Source organism: Streptomyces coelicoflavus (genome assembly GCF_003112555.1).
GTDB classification, from domain to species: Bacteria; Actinomycetota; Actinomycetes; order Streptomycetales; family Streptomycetaceae; genus Streptomyces; species Streptomyces coelicoflavus.
This window is the reverse complement of sequence record NZ_BEWB01000016.1, coordinates 1-16,532: the sequence shown is the minus strand read 5'-3', so window position 1 is coordinate 16,532 and position 16,532 is coordinate 1. Positions and strand designations below refer to the sequence as shown.

The window sequence follows — 16,532 nt, the reverse complement described above, 5'->3', positions numbered from 1 at the left end:
GCGCCGGCACCCTCGGTCCGCTGCCCGGCGGGCACGCCCGGGTCAGTCGACGAAGAAGTTCCAGAACGCACCGACCTCCGTGTCCGAGGCCGCCAGGACGCCGAAATCCGTGATGAGACCGTCCCGCTGGGCGTCGACCCCCGCGAAGCACGAGAGGGAGAAGCCGTCGCGGTACCAGTGAGGGTCCGTGCCACCGCTGAGGTCCTCGGCGTTGGTGGCGTAGTCCGCGTCCGGGCCGAACCGCGCCAGCAGGGTGCCGGCCGCCGACCACAGCCGGCGCCGTCGCACCGGGTCGCACGCGCCGGGCGGTTCGGCACCGCCGTAGGGCGTGGCGGTCCAGTGCAGCGCGGTCAGTTCCACCGCGGCCTCGTGGGTCAGCAGTTCCAGATGATGGTCGAGGTGATGCGGGTCCAGCCGGTCGAAGGGGTAGTACGGGGAGTGCCTGGTGCGCTCGGGCCATTCGGTGTGGGCGTCGGGCAGCCAGCCGCGCGGATCGCGGGTGCGGAACTGGAGCACCGCAGCGGCGTCCACCAGCCAGTCCTCGTGCCGCCGGGGCCCCACAGCGGCCAACTGGCAGCCCAGGGTGACCAGCGCCTGCCGCCATTCCCGCCGCCCGGCGGCAAGCGACGCCCCGGGAGGGTACGGAAGCATGTCGGCACCCTAACAACCTGTCCGATGGGCCGCTTCGGCCGAGCGGCGCCGCACCCGGGGCATCGAGGTCGGCGTACGGCAGTTCGCCCGTCAGTCCGCGCACCGCCGCGACGAGGAGGACCGGGCCCGTCGAGGTGATGAAGACAAGGGCGGGCAGCGCGAACACCCGGCCGGCTTCGCGCACCCCGCGCAGGTTCTCGTATCCCAGCAGCACGATCACCCACCACGGACACCGGCAACTGGAGATGGTCCGGTCCCGTCCAGCCGTGGCCGGCCAAGGTGGGCGAGTGAGATCAGCGCGTTGGTGCCGGCCGACACCCGGACGGCCGCCGTGACGCCGTGGCCGACGAGCAGCGCCACGGCGGCGACCTGGGCGTCGCGTACGTCGTCATCGGCCCTCCGGGACCTACGATCCGTACCCTGGGAGATGTAATGGCCGCTCGGGCTCCTCGTTTTCGTCTGTCCGGCAACAAGCGTGCGGTCTCTCGTCCCTGCGGGAGGCGGCGGGTGGACGGACGCGGGCTGTCCCCTTCCCCCTGGGGTGTCGCCTTGGTTTCCCAGCCGACGGCGCGAATGCAACGCTCACTTCTGCGTGCGGGCCATCTGGCCACCTTCGAACAGATGCCCCTCCTGGTAGCCCGGCACGCCGAGACCGTCGGCCTGCACCGAGCGAGGATCTTCGTGAGCGATCTCCAGGGAGACGTGCTGCGGGAGGTCACCGGGAACGGTCCCGACGCGGGCCGGGAGGGACAGCAGCTGCGGATCATGGCCACCGTGGCCGGGAGCGCGTACACCGAGTCCCGGCCGATCACGGTCCGTGCCGTGGAGCAGGGGCGTCTCCGGCACTGGCTCCCCCTGCTGGACGGCGCCGAGCGCCTGGGAGTGCTGCGCGTGGACACCGACCACGACGACGACGCGGTCCTCGACGCGGCCTTGGACCTGGCCTCACTGGTGGCGCTGCTCCTGGCGAGCAAGCGCACCAACAGCGACGCCTTCGCCCGGCTGATCCGGACCACGCGGATGACCGTGTCCGCGGAGATGCAGTGGCCCGTCATGCCGCCCCGGACCTTCTCCAACGACCGGGTCACCCTCGCCGCGGCCATGGAACCCGCCTACGCCGCCGCAGGGGACGCCTTCGACTACGGCGTCGCCGGCGATGTCACCTACCTGGCGATCCTGGACGCCATGGGCCACGACACCGGCGCCGGCCTGACGGCCAACCTGGCCATGGCCGCCTTCCGCAACCAACGGCGCCAGGACGCCGCCCTGCCCGAAATCTGCGCGGTCATCGAGCGGTTGCTCATCACTCACTACGCCCACACCCGCTACGCCACCGCGATCCTGGCCGAACTCGACATGACCACGGGGGTACTGACCTGGGTCAACTGCGGCCACCACCCGCCGGTCCTGGTCCGCGGCGGCCGCTGGACGTCGGACCTGCCGTGTTCGCCCTCGCACCCCCTGGGCACCGACCTCGGTCTCCCGGCCAGCGTGTGCGACGTCCAGCTGGAACCGGGTGACCGGGTTCTGCTGTACACCGACGGCATCACGGAGGCACGCGACGCCGACGGCCAGGAGTTCGGACGGGAACGCTTCGTCGACTTCGTCATCCGCCACCAGAGCGACGGCCTGCCCGTGCCCGAGACGCTGCGCCGGCTCATCCGCGCTGTCCTGGACTACCACGACGGCAAGCTCGACGACGACGCCACCGTCCTGCTCTGCCAGTGGCACGGCAACATCGACCACCTTCCCGACCCCACGTACCCGCCCGCCTGACCACGCGGCCCGCTCGCGGTGCCACGGAGTCGTCCGTACTGGTCGCGGTCCCCGGGTGGGCGCTCAGGCAGCCTGGTCCGGTGTCCGGTGCTCTTCCGCGGGTGCGAGATGGGCCAGGCACAGGGACGGCTCGACGAAGGGGTCGAGGCGTTCGACGCGGAGCGGGGCGCGTACTTCCTTCAGGGCGCCGCGCATGAGGCCCAGGTGCAGCGAACACACCGTGTCGCGGTGCTCTTCGGCGACCTCCCGGAACGGGCAGTGGCGCAGCGGGACGACCGGGTTCGGAAGGTCCTGGACGGGGTCGGGGGCGAAGCCGACGTCCGTGAGGACCCGGGTCAGCCGGCGGACGGCCTCCTCGGTGTCGATGCGCCGGGCGGGCGAGGGGGTGTCGACGAGGTAGCGGCCCCACGCCTCCCCCGCGCCGACGGCGGCCCGGGCCGGCTGTGCCAGGGCCTCGGTGACGAGGCCGGTGAGCATCCGGGCGAGCAGCTGGTAGCTGCGGTGGCCTTCCCGTACCGGGGAGCAGGCGACGGCGCGGTAGACGACGCGGGGCCTGCCGGGGCGGCCGCTCCCCTCGGTGGCGCGCTCGGCGAACCCGTCCTTGACGAGAGTGTCGAGGTGGAAACGGACCGTGTTGGAGTGCAGGCCGGTCTGCTCGGCGATCTCCCGTACACCGACCGCGTCGGGTGCGGCACGCAGCACGTCGAGTACATGGGCGCGGCTCTCCCCCACGACGGGAGGGCCGGTCGGATCGTGCAGCGTCCGTTCGCTCATTTCGCCGATTTTACCCAGCGCGGACCGTAGCAACGAGGAGAAACCTGCCGCCTACCCCACCCGTGTGATGCGCACCTGCCACCGCTCGGGCCCGGACTCGACGTACTCCCAGGTGAAACGGCCGGGGTGGGTGGCCTCGAATTCGCGGCGCAGCGGCTTGGGATCGTGATTGTTGACCAGGACGAAGCTCTCTTCGGCCGCCAGGCGGGCGAAGCGGGTGAAGATGCGCGGGTGGCGTTGGCCGTGCGGGATCTCGCGGACGTCGACGATCTCCGGATCCTCCAGCCGGCCGCCCTCCAGGACGGTGGTGAAGTCGCCGACGAGTGCGGACAGGTCCACTCCGGGCAGTGCCGCCAGGGCGGGCAGCAGCACGGCACGCTCCATGCCGACATGGACCGTGAGCATCCCTTCGAGGACGCGGACCGTGCCAGCGTGTTCACCCCCGTCAGTCGCGGCGGTCAGGGAGTCGGCGTGCCGGCCGATCGTGTCGGCCGCGGCACGGAGCGCCCGGACCAGCAGCCGGGTCTCGGCGGCACCGGACGCGGCGGCGTACAGGGTCTGGTCGGTGGCGGTCAGGAGGTCGCGCAGCTGTACGGCGAACCCGGTGCCGGTCTCGGCAGCGGGCTCGGACCCGGTCAGCGCGGCCAGCGCTTCCAGAACCTTCCGGTGGGCTTCCTCGACGACCGCCTGGGCCTGGATGTCCGGGTCGGTGTCGGTCGCCTGGATGTACACGTCTGCGGCGGGTGCCATGTGTGATCCCTCTTCGTCCCGGCCGGGGCCGTCTGCCACGGCGGCTGCCGTCGCCGATTATTACATGTGGATTCGTAACAATGACTCCGCGTGAAGCACCGATGCTGCCATGGTGACGACGGATCCGGAGCGGACCCGTGCGCGGCTCGGGCGGTGTGGCGTCCGGGCCGCGCACGGGACGCCAGGGTCAGCGCTTCATCAGGGCGAAGACTCCCCAGCCGAGATACTCACGCGTGCCGCGCGCGTAGCGGACGGGCTCGGTGTCGAGGGCCTTCCGTACCTCGTCGGCCAGTTCGTCGTCCGGATTCCGGTCGAGCCATCGGCGCATGGTGAGCCACTGGGCCGCGGCATAGCGGTCCCAGCTCTCCTGGTCGGCCAGCGTCATTTCCACGACGTCGTAGCCGAGGCCCTGGAACTGCCCGATCAGGTCCGGAAGTTCCAGGAAGTCGGCGACGGAGGTGGCGTGGCAGGCGGTGGCGGTCTCCTCGTCCAGTGGGGTCCGCCGCCAGTAGGGCTCGCCGATCACCATCAGGCCACCGGGGCGGAGACTGCGATCGAGCAGTTCGGCCGTTCCGGCGACGCCGTTCCCGATCCAGGTGGCGCCCACACAGGCGGCCAGGTCGACGGGCTGGTCCGCCACATGGCTCGAGGCGTCTCCGTGGATGAACCGGACCCGGTCGGCGACACCGAGTTCGTCGGCACGGGCCCGGGCCCGCTCGGTGAAGACCGTGCTGATGTCCACCCCGCTGCCCGTGACTCCGTGGTCGCGGGCCCAGGTGCACAGCATCTCGCCGGATCCGCTGGCCAGATCGAGCACCCGGGTCCCGGGGGCGAGGTGGAGCGACTCTCCCAGCGCGGCGAGTTTCGCCGGGGTCAGCGGGTTGTGGATGCGGTGGCCGCTCTCGCGGATGGTGAAGATGCGGGGAAGGTCCATGACCGGGTTCCTTTCCGTCAGGCCGCGGTCGGCCGGAGTCGGAACGTGTGCGGGAGAGGTGAGAGCGGGTGGGTGTGGCTCGGGTTGACGGGACAACGTGGAGACCCTTGGATCGGGGCCCCGTCGGACGACAGGCGTGCCGAATCCGCTCCTACGCGGGAGGGAGGCAGGCAGAGGTCAGGACGAGGCCTGGGAGGTGAGGACGACTCGGGCGCCGCGCGCAGCGGGCGTTTCCACGACAGTCATCAACACACCTCCTCGGATCTCCGTAAGCCGAATGATCATCACACCGCTGCGCAGCCTAGCATCCGACTGCACGACCGGTGCACCGGATAGCTTGCCTCCTGGCCACGTGAGACGCTGGAGGGCGTATCGAATTCGAGATGCCGAGCCCTGCGCATCTCGTCGGACGAAGCGGAACGGAGAGACTTCACATGGCGGGCGACTTTTCCGTGGGAGACCACGTGCGCTGGAACTCCGAGGCCGGACACGTCGAAGGCGTCATCGTCAAGAAGCACACCCGTGATGTGGAATTCAAGGGCCGTACGCGCCACTGCTCGGCGGACGACCCGCAATACGAAATCAAGAGCGACAAGACCGACCATGTCGCCATGCACAAGGGTGGAGCACTGAAGAAGGCGTAGGGGCGCTGTGAGCCTGGTCCACACGCTCGGGCATTCGACGCGTGGATTCGACGAGGTGCTGGAGATGCTGCGCGGCCATGACATCACCTGCCTGGTGGATGTGCGCTCCTACCCCTCGTCGAGAAAACATCCCCAATGGAACCGGTCCGCTGTCGTGGAGCATTTGCCGTCCGACATCGAGTACCGCTGGATCGCTCGGCTCGGCGGCCGGCGGCACACCCCCAAGGGGGTCCCCAGCGAGAACGGCGCGTGGCGGGTGAAGGCGTTCCGCGACTACGCCGATTACATGGCGGGAGACGAATTCGCGGAAGGCCTGGACCAGTTGATCGGACTGGCGCGCCAAGAGCGGCCTGCGATCATGTGCAGCGAGGCGGTGCCGTGGCGGTGCCACCGTCGGCTGATCACCGACGCGTTGCTGGTCGCCGGCGTGGAGGTCGTGCACATCATGTCGCGGACGGCCACGAGGCCGGCGGTCCTGAACGAGCACGCACGGGTCCGCGACGGCCACCTCGTCTACCCCGCCCCGGACTCGGACTCGGAGGAGCCGTGACTTTCGTCGACGACGTCCGGGAAGCGGTGCGCTCGATCCCCGCGGGTGCGGTGGCCTCCTACGGGGACGTCGGCGAACGGGTCGGTGTGGGTGCGCGCCAAGTGGGGCGGGCCATGAGTCTGCTCGACGAGAACGTGCCGTGGTGGCGTGTCGTGTACGCGGACGGGACGCCGCCCTCCTGCCACGGCGGGCGGGCGCCGGTCCTTCTGCGGGACGAGGGAACGCCGATGCGCGGAACGCGAGTGGACATGACCCGCGCTCGCCATCGCTGGACGCCGTGACCCTGGCGGGGCCTCGACGTCGAACAGCGCCGCTCGAGGCGAGCGGCCCGCGACGCGGATCCTCCAGCGGGCGCCGCCGCCGCGTGACGTCTCGCTGACCGCGCAGTCGTGCCGGCCCGACCGGTCCAAGGACGGCCGCGGGCTCGGGCCGACCGCGACGGTTACCCTTGCGCCATGTACATGCGGGGGTGGGCCCACAGGGCCGTAGTGGCAGCCATGGTGATCGTGCCCGTATTGAGCGGGTGTTCCCTCGGCCAGGACAAGGCCGGGTGCGACCGAAACGGCGATGCCGCAAGCAATTGCAGCGCCTCCGGCGAGGACGACCGTTCGTCGGCGACGAGGGCGGGCGGCAGCGGCACCGACGACTCGCGGCCTGCCCACGACGCCAGTCCCACAGCCACCGCAGCGTCTCCCTCCCGCTCCAGCGCCCCGCCGATGAAGGATGGCACCGCCGTACTCACGCGCTGCGCGACCATGGACGACCCCTTCGTGACTCTCCAGGTGCACAACCCCAACGCACGCGACGGCGTCTTCTCCGTCACCGTCAGCCTCCAGGACTCGGCCGGCCGCACCGTGGCCGAGGCCGGTGCACAGGAGCCCGTCACGGCGAAGGACACAGCCACCGTCCGCCTCGGCGTCGCCGGTACCGGACACGTGGACAAGACCACTCACTGCACCGTCGAGCCGCAGGCCACCTTCGACTGGTGAGCCCCGCCAGCCGGGGCACGACTCCCCCAGTGGCCGGCCCAGGCGTACGAACGCGGCGTGCTCCGCCCCGAAGGCTGGCCCGGCCCGGCCGACGCCCCTGTTCGGCGACCAGGGGCGTTTCGCGGGCGGCCGGGGTCAACGAGTGTTGGTCAGCCCACCGGTGACGGCGATGACCTCTCCGATGGTGTAGCTCGAGTCGGCGTCGGAAGCCAGGTAGACGTACACCGGGGCGATCTCCTCGGGCTGAGCGACCCGGCCCGCGGGGCCCTCGCTGCCGAGCTGGGCGAGGCCCTCTTGGGGCATGTTCGGGTCGGCTACGTTGAGTACCGTCCAGGTCGGGCCGGGCGCGACTACGTTGGCCCGGATGCCGTCCTTGGCCAGGTGGGCGGCGATCGACTTCGTGAAATTGACCAGTGCTGCCTTGGCCGCCGCGTAGTCGATCATCGTATCGCTGCCCTTGAGGGCTTCTTCCGAGGCGGTGGCGATGATCGCGTCACCGGCTTTGAGGTGCGGACGCGCGGCCTGTACCAGGTGGTAGTACGCATACACGTTGACTTTGAAGGACCGGTCCCAGTCCTCGTACGACAGCTCCGACAGGTCCAGCTGACTGTTCAGGTGGGCGGCGTTGTTCACCAGGATGTTCAGCCCGCCGAGCTCACGCACGGTCTGCTCGACGACCTCCCGGCAGAACGGCGCCTCGGCCAGGTCACCGGCGAGGAGCAGGCACCGCCGGCCCTCCGCCGTCACCGCGCGCCGCGTCTCTTCCGCGTCCGCCTGCTCCTCCGGCAGGTGTACGACTGCGACATCGGCACCCTCGCGGGCATACAGGACGGCCACCGCGCGACCGATGCCCGAGTCCCCGCCGGTGATCAGGGCGACCTTGCCGCGGAGCTTGTCGGCCGCCCGGTAGCGCGTGGCCCGGTAGCGCGGCTCCGGGTCCATGTCCCGCTCCAGCCCCGGGGGCTGCTGGCTCTGATGGGGATAGGGCGGCGTCGGCTCCGAGACGACCTGCGGGTTCGTATCACGGGTGTTGCCGCTGTCGCGCATGGCGAGATCCTCCTGCACTCGTGGGAAGCCATTGGCTCGGTGTCGCGCGTGAACGCGTAACCGGCAATGCACTGAGCAAACAGGTGCACGCGCAACTGGCGGCGATGCGGCAGCTCCGTCACCCGTTCAGTAGTCCTGCGAACCGTCGGGGGGCGCGGCGGGAGAGTGGGGCTCCGGGGCGCGGGAGTGAACGCGTTGCAGATGCAGGTGGCGGGTGAGGCGGATGGCCGGCCGGATGAGCAGCTCGATGCTGCCGATCAGGAAGCACCAGGTGCCGGTCGTGGTCCACTGCTCGGAGAAGAACATGATGCTGCCGGCGATGAACCACAACGCGATGAGCACGTCGTTGGCGATACTGGCGGCCTCGTAGCGCCGCCCGATGACGAGCTCCTCCCCACCCAGGTGGATGACCAGGGACGTGCTTTTCGCAGTGTTCCTCATCCCTCCACGTTACGGACGCCGCGGGCCGGGACGCGAAGGCGACGCAGTCACCGGCCGCGGGGAGTGTCTCCGTCTCCTATTGCCTGCGCATGAAGTACAGGTCCTCGCCCCATGCGTCGAGTACGTCGCCATGTCCGGCCTCGCGGGCCGCCGCCTGGCGTTGCGGAATGCCTCTTGAGGACGAGGCCTACCACGGCTGAGTCGGCGGCTGCGAGTTCGGCGAATGCGTCGTAGGACAACAATGCCCGCGCCGCGGCCGGCTCGCCGCGGGGCGGACGCGGCGGGGGTGTCAGGCGTCGGCGACCGTCGTGGTCACCGGTGTCCCGACCTCGACGGTCCTGCTCACGGTGCAGAGGCGGTCGTGGGACGTCCTGACCGCGCGGGGCAGGATGGCGCGGGCTCGCTCCGCTCCCTCGCCGTCCGGGAAGGTCACGGTGAACACGACCTCGAGGTTCGTCATGCGGTTGCCGAGGTCGTCGCTGACCTTGTCCCCCGCGACCGTCACGGAGAAGCGGGTGGGCTCAGCGTGCCGGCCGGTGGCGATGTCCACGTCCACGGCCGTGCAGCCGCCGATCGCGGCCAGGAACAACTCGACGGGGGTGAACCCGGTGTCCTGATCGCCGTCCGCCGTACCGAAACTGATCGATCCGCCACGGGTGTTGGTCGCCACAAACTGGCCGCTGCCGGTGCGTTCGACGACGACGGAACGCTTCGAGTGTTCGCTCATGCCGTTCACAGTAGTCACATCGCCGCAGCGACCCACGGCGCCGGTCCGGCTCACTTCGAGAAAGGGCGTCCGGGCTTCCCCGGTGCTGCTCCTCCACCCCTCAGCGGAACGAACGACCTGCGACGGGTCCGCAGAGGTAGTTGCCCGGTTCGGCAGGGTCGTCGCTGATCCAGAACTGGGTCCACAGCACGGTGAATTCGGGTCGGCTGAGGTGACCGTCGGCATCCTGGTCGAGCCGGTCGAACACGTCCCCAGTCGTGACCCCTCGCCCGTGCCACAGGTCGATCAGCTGCTGGTGCTCGCCCCGGGAGATGCGGCCGTCGCCATTCGCGTCCACCGCGTCGAAGACCGTGTCGGCGGTGGCGGCGACGGTCTCCCGCATGGAGGGCAAGCGGTCGACCATGGCGAGGAGGTCGTTCATGTCGATCCTGCCGTCGTTGTCCGAGTCGACAGCCGACGAGAGGTGCTGCCACCACCCCAGGAGCACGTCCTCGACCCGCGCCGCCAGCTCCGCGTCCGCTCTCACTCGCGGCAGACGGCTCCACCGGCTCGCGAGGGCGGCGAAGTCCTCCTCCAGGCAGCCGTCGCCGTTCACGTCGAACGCGTTGAACATGTCCTGCAGCTTGGTCCGCTGAAACTCACTGGCCATCACAAACCCCTTCGCACGCGGCACTGAGTGGATGTTGTCCGCGCACGTCGGCCGCCCAACAGCGGGTAAGAGCACGAGGGGTCGCCGCCACACCACCGAGCGCCGCACCAACGCGCCGTGCGCCTGTTTGAAGGCATCCGGCACAGCCAGGGCACCGTGCGGGAAATCGCCGCTTGCGAGGCGCCGCACGACGTTCTCACCGCCCCGGCGTGCCTTGTTTCCTCCTCCTGCCCGACACACGGGGAACCGGCGGAGATCAACTGATCGGCGCAGCAACGAATCGTTTCGCCGGGTGATCGGTGCGGCAGTTGACCGAAGCGGCCTCCCCGGGGCTGTGAATCTGGGCGTCGCATCGACAACGGATCGGCGGGCACGGGCACTCCGAGCCGGCGATCCCCTACTTTCTGGAGCTCTCCTTGTCCCTCCGTCGCATCGTGACCAGCGCCCTCGCGTCCTTCGCCCTGGCCCTGGCCTCCGCCGGCGCCGTCACCCTGAGCGCCGGTCCGGCCGCAGCGAACCCGTGCGGCTTCTACGAGACCGCCTCCGACGCCTACTACAACCACTGCACCTCGGACGGCTCGCACATCGTCATCGAGATCGACGACTGGGGGCCCAACAGCGAACGGTGTGTGGTGCCCGGCGTGACCTGGATCGGCTCCAGCTCCGACATCGACGGCGCCTGGTACACCGGCCGCACCTGCTGATCCGCACGGTCCGCCCCGGGGTGCCGTCGTCCCGGGGCGGGCCGTCCGCGCTGCTCACGGTCGGCGTCCCAAGCATGCGATCAGTCGGGCGAGGAGGGCGACGCAGCCGACAGGATCGCAGGCTCCGGTAGCCACGGGCGGCAGAACGACGCCGAGGACGGTCAGGGCAGAATGGTCAGTCGCTCGACACTGGGAGGGGACGGACATCATCGTTCGGCAGCGACTGAGACGCTCGGCCCTGGGGTGCATCGTCATCGGGACACTGATGTCCGGGGCAGCCTGTGCCCCTCCGGACCTCGGCCCACTCCCCCCGCGCTTTTCCGGCCCGGCTCTGTCGGCGGACACGGCGGTGTCCGAGATCAGGGCGGCGCTGGCGGCGGAGGGCGTCGAGGTCGACAGGGAACCTTCGAACTCCCTGGGCAGCTGCTCCGAACGGCTCTCCGGACAACACGCGCCGCAGACGGTGGAGTCCGCGTTGAAGAAGGCCTTCGCCCGGGCCCGTGCCGAGTACGGCTGGCAGCGAGGGCCTGACACGGGGACCGGAGCGCTGGCCCTCACGAAGGGCAACTGGACGGTGCTCGCGGGCCTCCCCGTCCAGCCTCCCCAGCACGGTCAGGCATTCGTCCTCGTATCGATGACATGCCTGGAGGACGGTGGCGCTTCCCCCTCCCCCGGGGATTCCGGTGGGTCTGCCACATCCGGGAGACCGTCCGATGACAGCGGCCGCGCGGCCGGCGGCGAACACTGAGGTTCAGGTACTCCTGTCCAGTGCGGGACACCGGGGTGAGGAGGCGGTCATCGGCCGCCGGCGGCGGCGGAGGAGGAAGACCCGAGGATTCCGTCCAGGACATACCTGGTGCGGCGGTCGTAGTCGTCCCGGGGAGGCCGCTTGCCGTGCTTCAGGGCGAGGGCGTTGTCGACGACGAGGGCGTGGAGGTCGCCCGCCGTGAACTCCGGCCGCAGTGCGCCGCGGGCCCGCGCCGCCGTGACGATCTCTTCGTTGGCCTCGGTCCCGACCCGGCATATCCTCATGAGCTGCTCCGAGTCCGCATAGGTCTGCAACAGGACGTCGTTGAAGGCTGGCTGGCGGTACTGGAGGTCGCGGATCGCGGTGAGGTAGTACGCGATCCGCTCGCCGGCGTCGTCGATGGTCCGAGCGTGGTCGATGACGGCGAACAGCGCGCTCGCGACGACCTCTTCGATGACGGCCTCGATGAGGCCGATCCGCCCGCCGAACCGGTTGAAGATCGTGGCCTTGCTCACCCCCGCCGCCTTGGCGACCTCCTCCAGCGGCACCGTCAGGCCCTGCCCCTGAAAGGCGCCGACGGCGGCGGAGCGGATCTGCTCGGAATTGCGCCGGGCGTCGGCACGCAGCCGGGACTCCGAAGGCACCGCACCGGCCACGACCCTCACCGTCTCTTCCTGATACTCAGCGACCTAATTTGACCCGCCAGGTCAGGTTACCTACAGTCGAGGCAGACGAGAAATTGACCAGCATGGTCAACTTACGGTTGCGCCCGCCACCAGGACGGACGTCCTGGGCGGTCGGGAAGGGTCAGGAAGGTCGGAATCATGATCGTTGTCACCGGAGCCACCGGCGGGCTGGGCGGCGCCACCGTCGAGCACCTGCTCGAGCGCATACCCGCCGACCGGATCGGGGTCAGTGTCCGCGACGCGGCCAAGGCACAGCACCTTGCCGATCGCGGCGTGCGGGTGCGGCAGGGCTCCTACGAGGACCCGGCCGCGCTGCGCGACTCGTTCGACGGTGCCGAGCAGGTGCTTCTGGTGTCCGGCAACGACCCGGCCGCCGACATGGTCGGCCTGCACCGCAATGCCGTCGAAGCCGCGGTCGCGGCCGGCGCCCGGCGGATCCTCTACACGAGCCAGCACGGCGCCGTCCCCGGCAACCCGTACCGCCCGTCGGACATCCACATCGCCACCGAGGCGATCCTCGGCGACGCCGGGGTCCCCTGGACCGCACTGCGCAACGGCGCCTACGGGCCGCTCGACCAGGTCCTCGGCCCGTGGCAGCGGACCGGCGTGATCGCCCAGCCGGAAGACGGGCCGGTGCCGTACACCGACCGTGCCGATGTGGCCGAGGCCACGGCGGTCGTCCTCGCCGGCGACCGCTCCTTCGACGGCCCCGTCACCCTCACCGCGCCGTCCGCCGTCACCTTCGACGACCTCAGCAGGATCGCCTCCGGCCTCACCGGTCGCTCGGTCAAGCGCGTGGTCCCGGACGACGAACAGTGGGTCGCCGACCAGATCACGACCGGTGTGCCGGAGCCGATGGCCCGGCTCATGCTCACCTGGTACCAGGCGGCACGCGCGGGCTGGTTCGCCGAAACCGGCCCCCTGCTCGCCGAACTTCTCGGCCGCGAGCCCCGCACCGTCGCCGACCGCCTCGCGGCCCGCATCTCCGCCTGACGCCGGGAGGCGTGGCACGGCTCGGAGAGTTCAGCCCCCGATGCCGCTCAGGTCCAGCAGCTCGTCGTCGTCCGGCGCCTCCACCTTCAGGGGCTTCTCGAAGGCGCTGAACGTGGTGGTGGTGCGGAAGTCGGTGCCCTTGTAGTCGACCTTGAGCAGGTAGGGCCTGCCCTCTGTGGCGACGTGGAACGTGTAGGTGCCGCCCTGGTCCTCTTAGTCGGTCACCACCAGCGCGACGGCCTGGCGGCCGTCGACCTCCGCCGGTTCGCCCTTCTCCGCCTTGCCGAACGCGGCGAACGGCCAGGTGCAGTCGGAAAGCCCGTCGCCGGGCGCAGAATCGCTGGACGGCATCTTGACCCAGCGGTCCTGCTCCGCCGCACTCGGTGCCTCGAGACCTGCCCACTGATCGAGGTAGGCGCGGTTCGGCCGGATGTAGTCCGTCTCTTCGATCCGTATCTGTTCGAGCGTGGCTCCCGACTCCGAGGACGACCTGAACGTGCAGGTGCTCTTGAGGTCGGTCACCAGCACGCTGGTGGAGCGTTCCTTGCCGGCGCCCGTGGTCTTCGCATCGATGGTCACCGAGGTGAGCGACTTCATGGTCTCGTACGCGTCCTCGAGCAGCTGATCGGCGGAGCGCTCGTCCGACGCCTCGTCGTTCGAACAGCCGGTCGCCGTGACGCCGAGCGTCAGACAGGCCGCCATGGCCGTGGCGACGGCCACGATCCTTCCCATGGACCCCCCAAGGTCATGACCATGATCCAATGCAGACGGAGAGCATAGCGTGCCGACGGCCACCACCAGGTGTGGCCGTCGGCCCTTCGGGACGGGGTGCCCGGCCCCCTGACGTCAGGTCAGTTGGCGTTCACCAGGTCGTGCGGCGGCACGGTCACGGTCCGTGCGTCCGGCTTGCCGCCGAGCACGATCTTCCGGAGTGCGCTGTTGTTGCCGAGGTTGGTCTCCTTGAGCCGCTTCTCGGGGTTGGCCAGTACCTGGATGTAGTACGTGCCGTTGGGTACGTCCGTGATGTCGAAGGACTGGCCGGGCAGGTCCTGGGAGTACGTGTCGCCGGAGCCGACGTCGAGCACCTCGCGGACGGAGATGGAGTTCTCCTCCCCGCAGGCGGTGGACAGATCGGTGTTGAACGGGTGCCAGTTGGCGTTCTTGACCGTGTAGTCGATCGCGTCGGTGTTGGCCAGGCAGAAGGCCTCCTTGCCGCTGCGCACGGCCTCCTTCTTGTCCGCCTTCAGCAGCCGGTAGCTGGCGAAGTCCGTGAAGTGCCAGTGCACGTGCCCCGGGCGGGGGTCCCATTCCATGGTGCCGGTCGGGGTGTAGCCGACCTGCTTGCCCTTGGAGTCGTAGAAGTACTGGTAGGCGTCCATCTTGGCCTTGCCGGGCGACCGGAAGCCGTCCACCACCAGTTGCGCCGGACCGGCGTTCCACACGTTGGCGCTGAAGGCCAGGTAGTCCTTGCCGGGGACGTCCTGCTCCCCGTCGCTGACGACGATGCCGTAGGCCGGCAGCGAGCGCAGGTCGGGTTTGGGGACGTCCGGGACGGAGGGCTTGCCGGCCGGGCGCTTCGCCAGGGGCTGGAGCGCCAGGGCCTTGCGCGATCCGTCGGTCTGGCCTCCCTTGTCGCCGAGCGGCAGGGAACGCAGGGCCTGCTTCTTCTTCAGCGCCCATGGCAGGGCGGGGGGCGCCGCCCTGAGCGGACCGTGGCCCACGTTGTACGAGGGTCCCGCCCCGCTCGTGACCGGCGCGGCGGCCTGCGCGGGTGTCGGGGCGTGCCCCGGCCCGTGGCCCGCGTGCGCGTCCGGGGCCTGGTGGCCGGCCCCGTGGCCGGCGTGCTCGCCTGCCGCCGCGGACCGGGACGCGGACAGCCCGGCGGCACCCTGGTCGTCGTCGTAACTGCGCTCCACCACGGTGATCTTGACGGTTGCGGGCTTGTTCGCGATGCCGAACAGGTCGCGGTACTTCTTGGCGACCCCGACCTTGGCGGTGTAGGTCCCGGCCGCCAGGGCGACGGGCTCGGTGTAGGAACCCGCGTAGGTGTTGGCCGCCCAGCCCTTCTCGACACCCCAGACCGAACCGAGGGTGAACGGGTTGGTCGGGCAGCTCTCCGGATACTTGGAGGTGGCCGGCGCGTCGGGGCGTACGCGGCCGCTGGCGTTGTTCGGGCAGAAGTCCTCGGTCCGGCTCAGGACCTTCCTGCCCGTCTTGTCGGTGATCGTGATCTCCGCGAAGCCGGGAAGCCCCGAGAAGTCCTTCACCGTGCCCTTGGGCAGCGTCTTGGCCTTGGCCTTGCCGCCCTCGTACACGGTCTGGGTGATGGTCACCGGGTCCTTGTAGGACTTCCGGGTCACCTTCAGCTCCAGCGGCCTGCCGTCCGCGGTGAGGTAGGTGCCGAGGTCGAGGTAGACGCCCGGGTCCTCCTTCCAGGAGGTGAGCGTGAGCGAGTCGGTCGCGGCGATGAGGCTCAGCCTGGGCGCTGTCGCCGCCTTCGCCGGTTCCGCGGTGGCGGCCACGAGTGAGGCGGTCACGGCCATGGCCGCGACGGCCGTGGTGCCTGCGAGCAGTGGACGCCGCAATCGGCTCGTGCGCGTTCTGTTCATCTGTCCCTCGTCCTTCAGGTGCTGGGGGGTGCGGTGGGAAGGAAACAGGCGGGCACGTTGCTGTGCCCGCGCTGTGAGAGGGAGCGACCGGATGCCCGGTTGTTCAGCGGGCGGGAATCCGGGGGAGCTTGGCCGAATCGCTGTGCAGTGGATGAAATCAGGCTGAAGTCACGCGTACGGGCCGCTCGGTGCCGGATCGTTTGGTAGACGGCGTGGCGGCCGCAGGTGCCGTAGGCCGGGCCGGCGACCCAGCGACAGCTCGGCGAGACGCCGCCAGCCGGTGCGGGTGAGGGCGACCACCTGCAGGGCGTCGACCTCCGTGGTGATCGGCAGGGTGGCGGCGGTTCGGCGCGCGATGTCGGCTGCCGCCCCCGGGGTCGCCTCCAGAGCCACGGTGACGTGCACGGGCGGCCGGGGGCCGAAACGGCCGCCGTAGGGGACCTGCGCCGGAAACGCGCTGCGCACGGCATTCGCCACGAGGTCCAGTTCGGGCACCGGGACGCCGACGAATCCGTCGGTTCGTTCGACCGCGGCCAGCCTGATGGGAACCGGGCCGACCGGTAGGGCCGCCCGCAGTCGGCGCAGTGCCGGCTCGTCGACCTCGTGGGAGGGCAGCCAGGGAAAGAGCAGCGTGGCGTGTGCCGGCACGCCGGGTCGCACCGCCGACGCCTCCACGGCGGCGGCCGGCCGCAACAGCGGCTCGGCGTCCGGCAACAGCGCCAGCACGGCTGTCGTTCCGGTCCGGGGCACCCGGCACTTCCTCTCCTCGGGCTTCGCCGTCCTATAAACCGTATCCAACCGATTGTCACTGCTTCGAGGTAAGTGTCCCGTCTCCCTGGTGGATGCGGCCGGCCCAGCCG

General features: G+C 70.2%; 19 protein-coding genes and 1 pseudogene. 7 read left to right on the top strand and 13 right to left on the bottom strand.

Annotated features, from left to right (window positions below):
* Positions 1-42: 42 nt before the first annotated feature.
* Both Sco07f_RS33065 and Sco07f_RS40875 read right to left on the bottom strand, forming a co-directional pair.
* Positions 43-651 carry a hypothetical protein gene (locus tag Sco07f_RS33065; protein ID WP_108990016.1) on the bottom strand — a complete coding sequence of 203 codons (609 nt, stop codon included), beginning with the start codon at positions 649-651 and terminating at the stop codon, positions 43-45.
* 28 nt (positions 652-679) lie between these two features.
* Positions 680-1,026 (bottom strand): annotated as a pseudogene (locus Sco07f_RS40875) (DNA-binding protein); the annotation flags it as partial.
* Positions 1,027-1,224: 198 nt separating this feature from the next.
* Here Sco07f_RS40875 and Sco07f_RS33055 point away from each other — a divergent pair.
* Positions 1,225-2,427, top strand: a complete 1,203-nt coding sequence (locus Sco07f_RS33055) for a PP2C family protein-serine/threonine phosphatase (protein WP_108990015.1) — start codon at positions 1,225-1,227, stop codon at positions 2,425-2,427.
* Positions 2,428-2,490: 63 nt separating this feature from the next.
* Here the strand turns inward: Sco07f_RS33055 and Sco07f_RS33050 are convergent, their stop codons facing one another.
* The 3 genes from Sco07f_RS33050 to Sco07f_RS33040 form a co-directional block, all read right to left on the bottom strand.
* On the bottom strand, positions 2,491-3,201 hold the full coding sequence (locus Sco07f_RS33050; RefSeq protein WP_108990014.1) for a helix-turn-helix transcriptional regulator: 711 nt from the start codon (positions 3,199-3,201) through the stop codon (positions 2,491-2,493).
* A gap of 51 nt (positions 3,202-3,252) precedes the next feature.
* Positions 3,253-3,951: a DUF2249 domain-containing protein gene (locus Sco07f_RS33045; RefSeq protein WP_108990013.1), complete on the bottom strand. Its 699-nt coding sequence runs from the start codon at positions 3,949-3,951 to the stop codon at positions 3,253-3,255.
* Positions 3,952-4,138: 187 nt separating this feature from the next.
* Positions 4,139-4,885 (bottom strand): SAM-dependent methyltransferase, encoded by a 747-nt coding sequence (locus Sco07f_RS33040; protein ID WP_108990012.1) that lies wholly within the window; start codon positions 4,883-4,885, stop codon positions 4,139-4,141.
* Positions 4,886-5,319: 434 nt separating this feature from the next.
* On the opposite strand from Sco07f_RS33040, the gene Sco07f_RS33035 reads away from it, so the two are divergent.
* The 4 genes from Sco07f_RS33035 to Sco07f_RS33015 all read left to right on the top strand — a co-directional run bounded on the left by Sco07f_RS33035 (position 5,320) and on the right by Sco07f_RS33015 (position 7,068).
* Complete coding sequence (locus Sco07f_RS33035) at positions 5,320-5,529, top strand: hypervirulence associated TUDOR domain-containing protein (protein ID WP_007388479.1); 210 nt, start codon at positions 5,320-5,322, stop codon at positions 5,527-5,529.
* Between the two features lie 7 nt (positions 5,530-5,536).
* The gene (locus Sco07f_RS33030) at positions 5,537-6,079 is read left to right on the top strand and encodes a DUF488 domain-containing protein (protein ID WP_108990011.1); all 543 of its coding nucleotides are present in this window, start codon (positions 5,537-5,539) and stop codon (positions 6,077-6,079) included.
* Entirely contained in the window at positions 6,076-6,360 is a 285-nt protein-coding gene (locus Sco07f_RS33025; RefSeq protein ID WP_087792575.1) for an MGMT family protein, read from the top strand. Before Sco07f_RS33030 ends, Sco07f_RS33025 begins: the two co-directional genes overlap by 4 nt.
* 435 nt (positions 6,361-6,795) lie before the next feature.
* A complete protein-coding gene (locus tag Sco07f_RS33015) occupies positions 6,796-7,068 on the top strand; it encodes a hypothetical protein (RefSeq protein WP_159107007.1) in 273 nt (90 codons plus the stop codon).
* A 135-nt stretch (positions 7,069-7,203) separates the two neighbouring features.
* Here the strand turns inward: Sco07f_RS33015 and Sco07f_RS33010 are convergent, their stop codons facing one another.
* The 4 genes from Sco07f_RS33010 to Sco07f_RS32990 all read right to left on the bottom strand — a co-directional run bounded on the left by Sco07f_RS33010 (position 7,204) and on the right by Sco07f_RS32990 (position 9,932).
* A complete protein-coding gene (locus Sco07f_RS33010) occupies positions 7,204-8,115 on the bottom strand; it encodes an SDR family oxidoreductase (RefSeq protein WP_108990008.1) in 912 nt (303 codons plus the stop codon).
* A 126-nt stretch (positions 8,116-8,241) separates the two neighbouring features.
* Positions 8,242-8,556, bottom strand: a complete 315-nt coding sequence (locus tag Sco07f_RS33005; RefSeq protein WP_087792572.1) for a YrhK family protein — start codon at positions 8,554-8,556, stop codon at positions 8,242-8,244.
* Positions 8,557-8,845: 289 nt separating this feature from the next.
* Positions 8,846-9,283 (bottom strand): OsmC family protein, encoded by a 438-nt coding sequence (locus Sco07f_RS32995; RefSeq protein ID WP_087793127.1) that lies wholly within the window; start codon positions 9,281-9,283, stop codon positions 8,846-8,848.
* 100 nt (positions 9,284-9,383) lie between these two features.
* Complete coding sequence (locus Sco07f_RS32990) at positions 9,384-9,932, bottom strand: EF-hand domain-containing protein (protein WP_108990128.1); 549 nt, start codon at positions 9,930-9,932, stop codon at positions 9,384-9,386.
* 416 nt (positions 9,933-10,348) lie between these two features.
* On the opposite strand from Sco07f_RS32990, the gene Sco07f_RS39860 reads away from it, so the two are divergent.
* Entirely contained in the window at positions 10,349-10,636 is a 288-nt protein-coding gene (locus Sco07f_RS39860; RefSeq protein WP_007388475.1) for a DUF6355 family natural product biosynthesis protein, read from the top strand.
* Positions 10,637-11,431: 795 nt separating this feature from the next.
* On the opposite strand, the gene Sco07f_RS32980 is transcribed toward Sco07f_RS39860, so the two are convergent.
* Positions 11,432-12,049 (bottom strand): TetR/AcrR family transcriptional regulator, encoded by a 618-nt coding sequence (locus Sco07f_RS32980; RefSeq protein WP_218030754.1) that lies wholly within the window; start codon positions 12,047-12,049, stop codon positions 11,432-11,434.
* Between the two features lie 159 nt (positions 12,050-12,208).
* Between Sco07f_RS32980 and Sco07f_RS32975 the strand changes: the two genes are divergently transcribed.
* Entirely contained in the window at positions 12,209-13,063 is an 855-nt protein-coding gene (locus tag Sco07f_RS32975) for an NAD(P)H-binding protein (protein ID WP_108990005.1), read from the top strand.
* A gap of 213 nt (positions 13,064-13,276) precedes the next feature.
* On the opposite strand, the gene Sco07f_RS32970 is transcribed toward Sco07f_RS32975, so the two are convergent.
* From Sco07f_RS32970 to Sco07f_RS32960, 3 genes are all read right to left on the bottom strand, one after another.
* Positions 13,277-13,795, bottom strand: a complete 519-nt coding sequence (locus tag Sco07f_RS32970) for a hypothetical protein (protein ID WP_369695803.1) — start codon at positions 13,793-13,795, stop codon at positions 13,277-13,279.
* 119 nt (positions 13,796-13,914) lie between these two features.
* On the bottom strand, positions 13,915-15,672 hold the full coding sequence (locus Sco07f_RS32965) for a lysyl oxidase family protein (RefSeq protein WP_108990004.1): 1,758 nt from the start codon (positions 15,670-15,672) through the stop codon (positions 13,915-13,917).
* A 168-nt stretch (positions 15,673-15,840) separates the two neighbouring features.
* Positions 15,841-16,422 (bottom strand): 2'-5' RNA ligase family protein, encoded by a 582-nt coding sequence (locus Sco07f_RS32960; RefSeq protein ID WP_007446233.1) that lies wholly within the window; start codon positions 16,420-16,422, stop codon positions 15,841-15,843.
* Positions 16,423-16,532 lie beyond the last annotated feature (110 nt).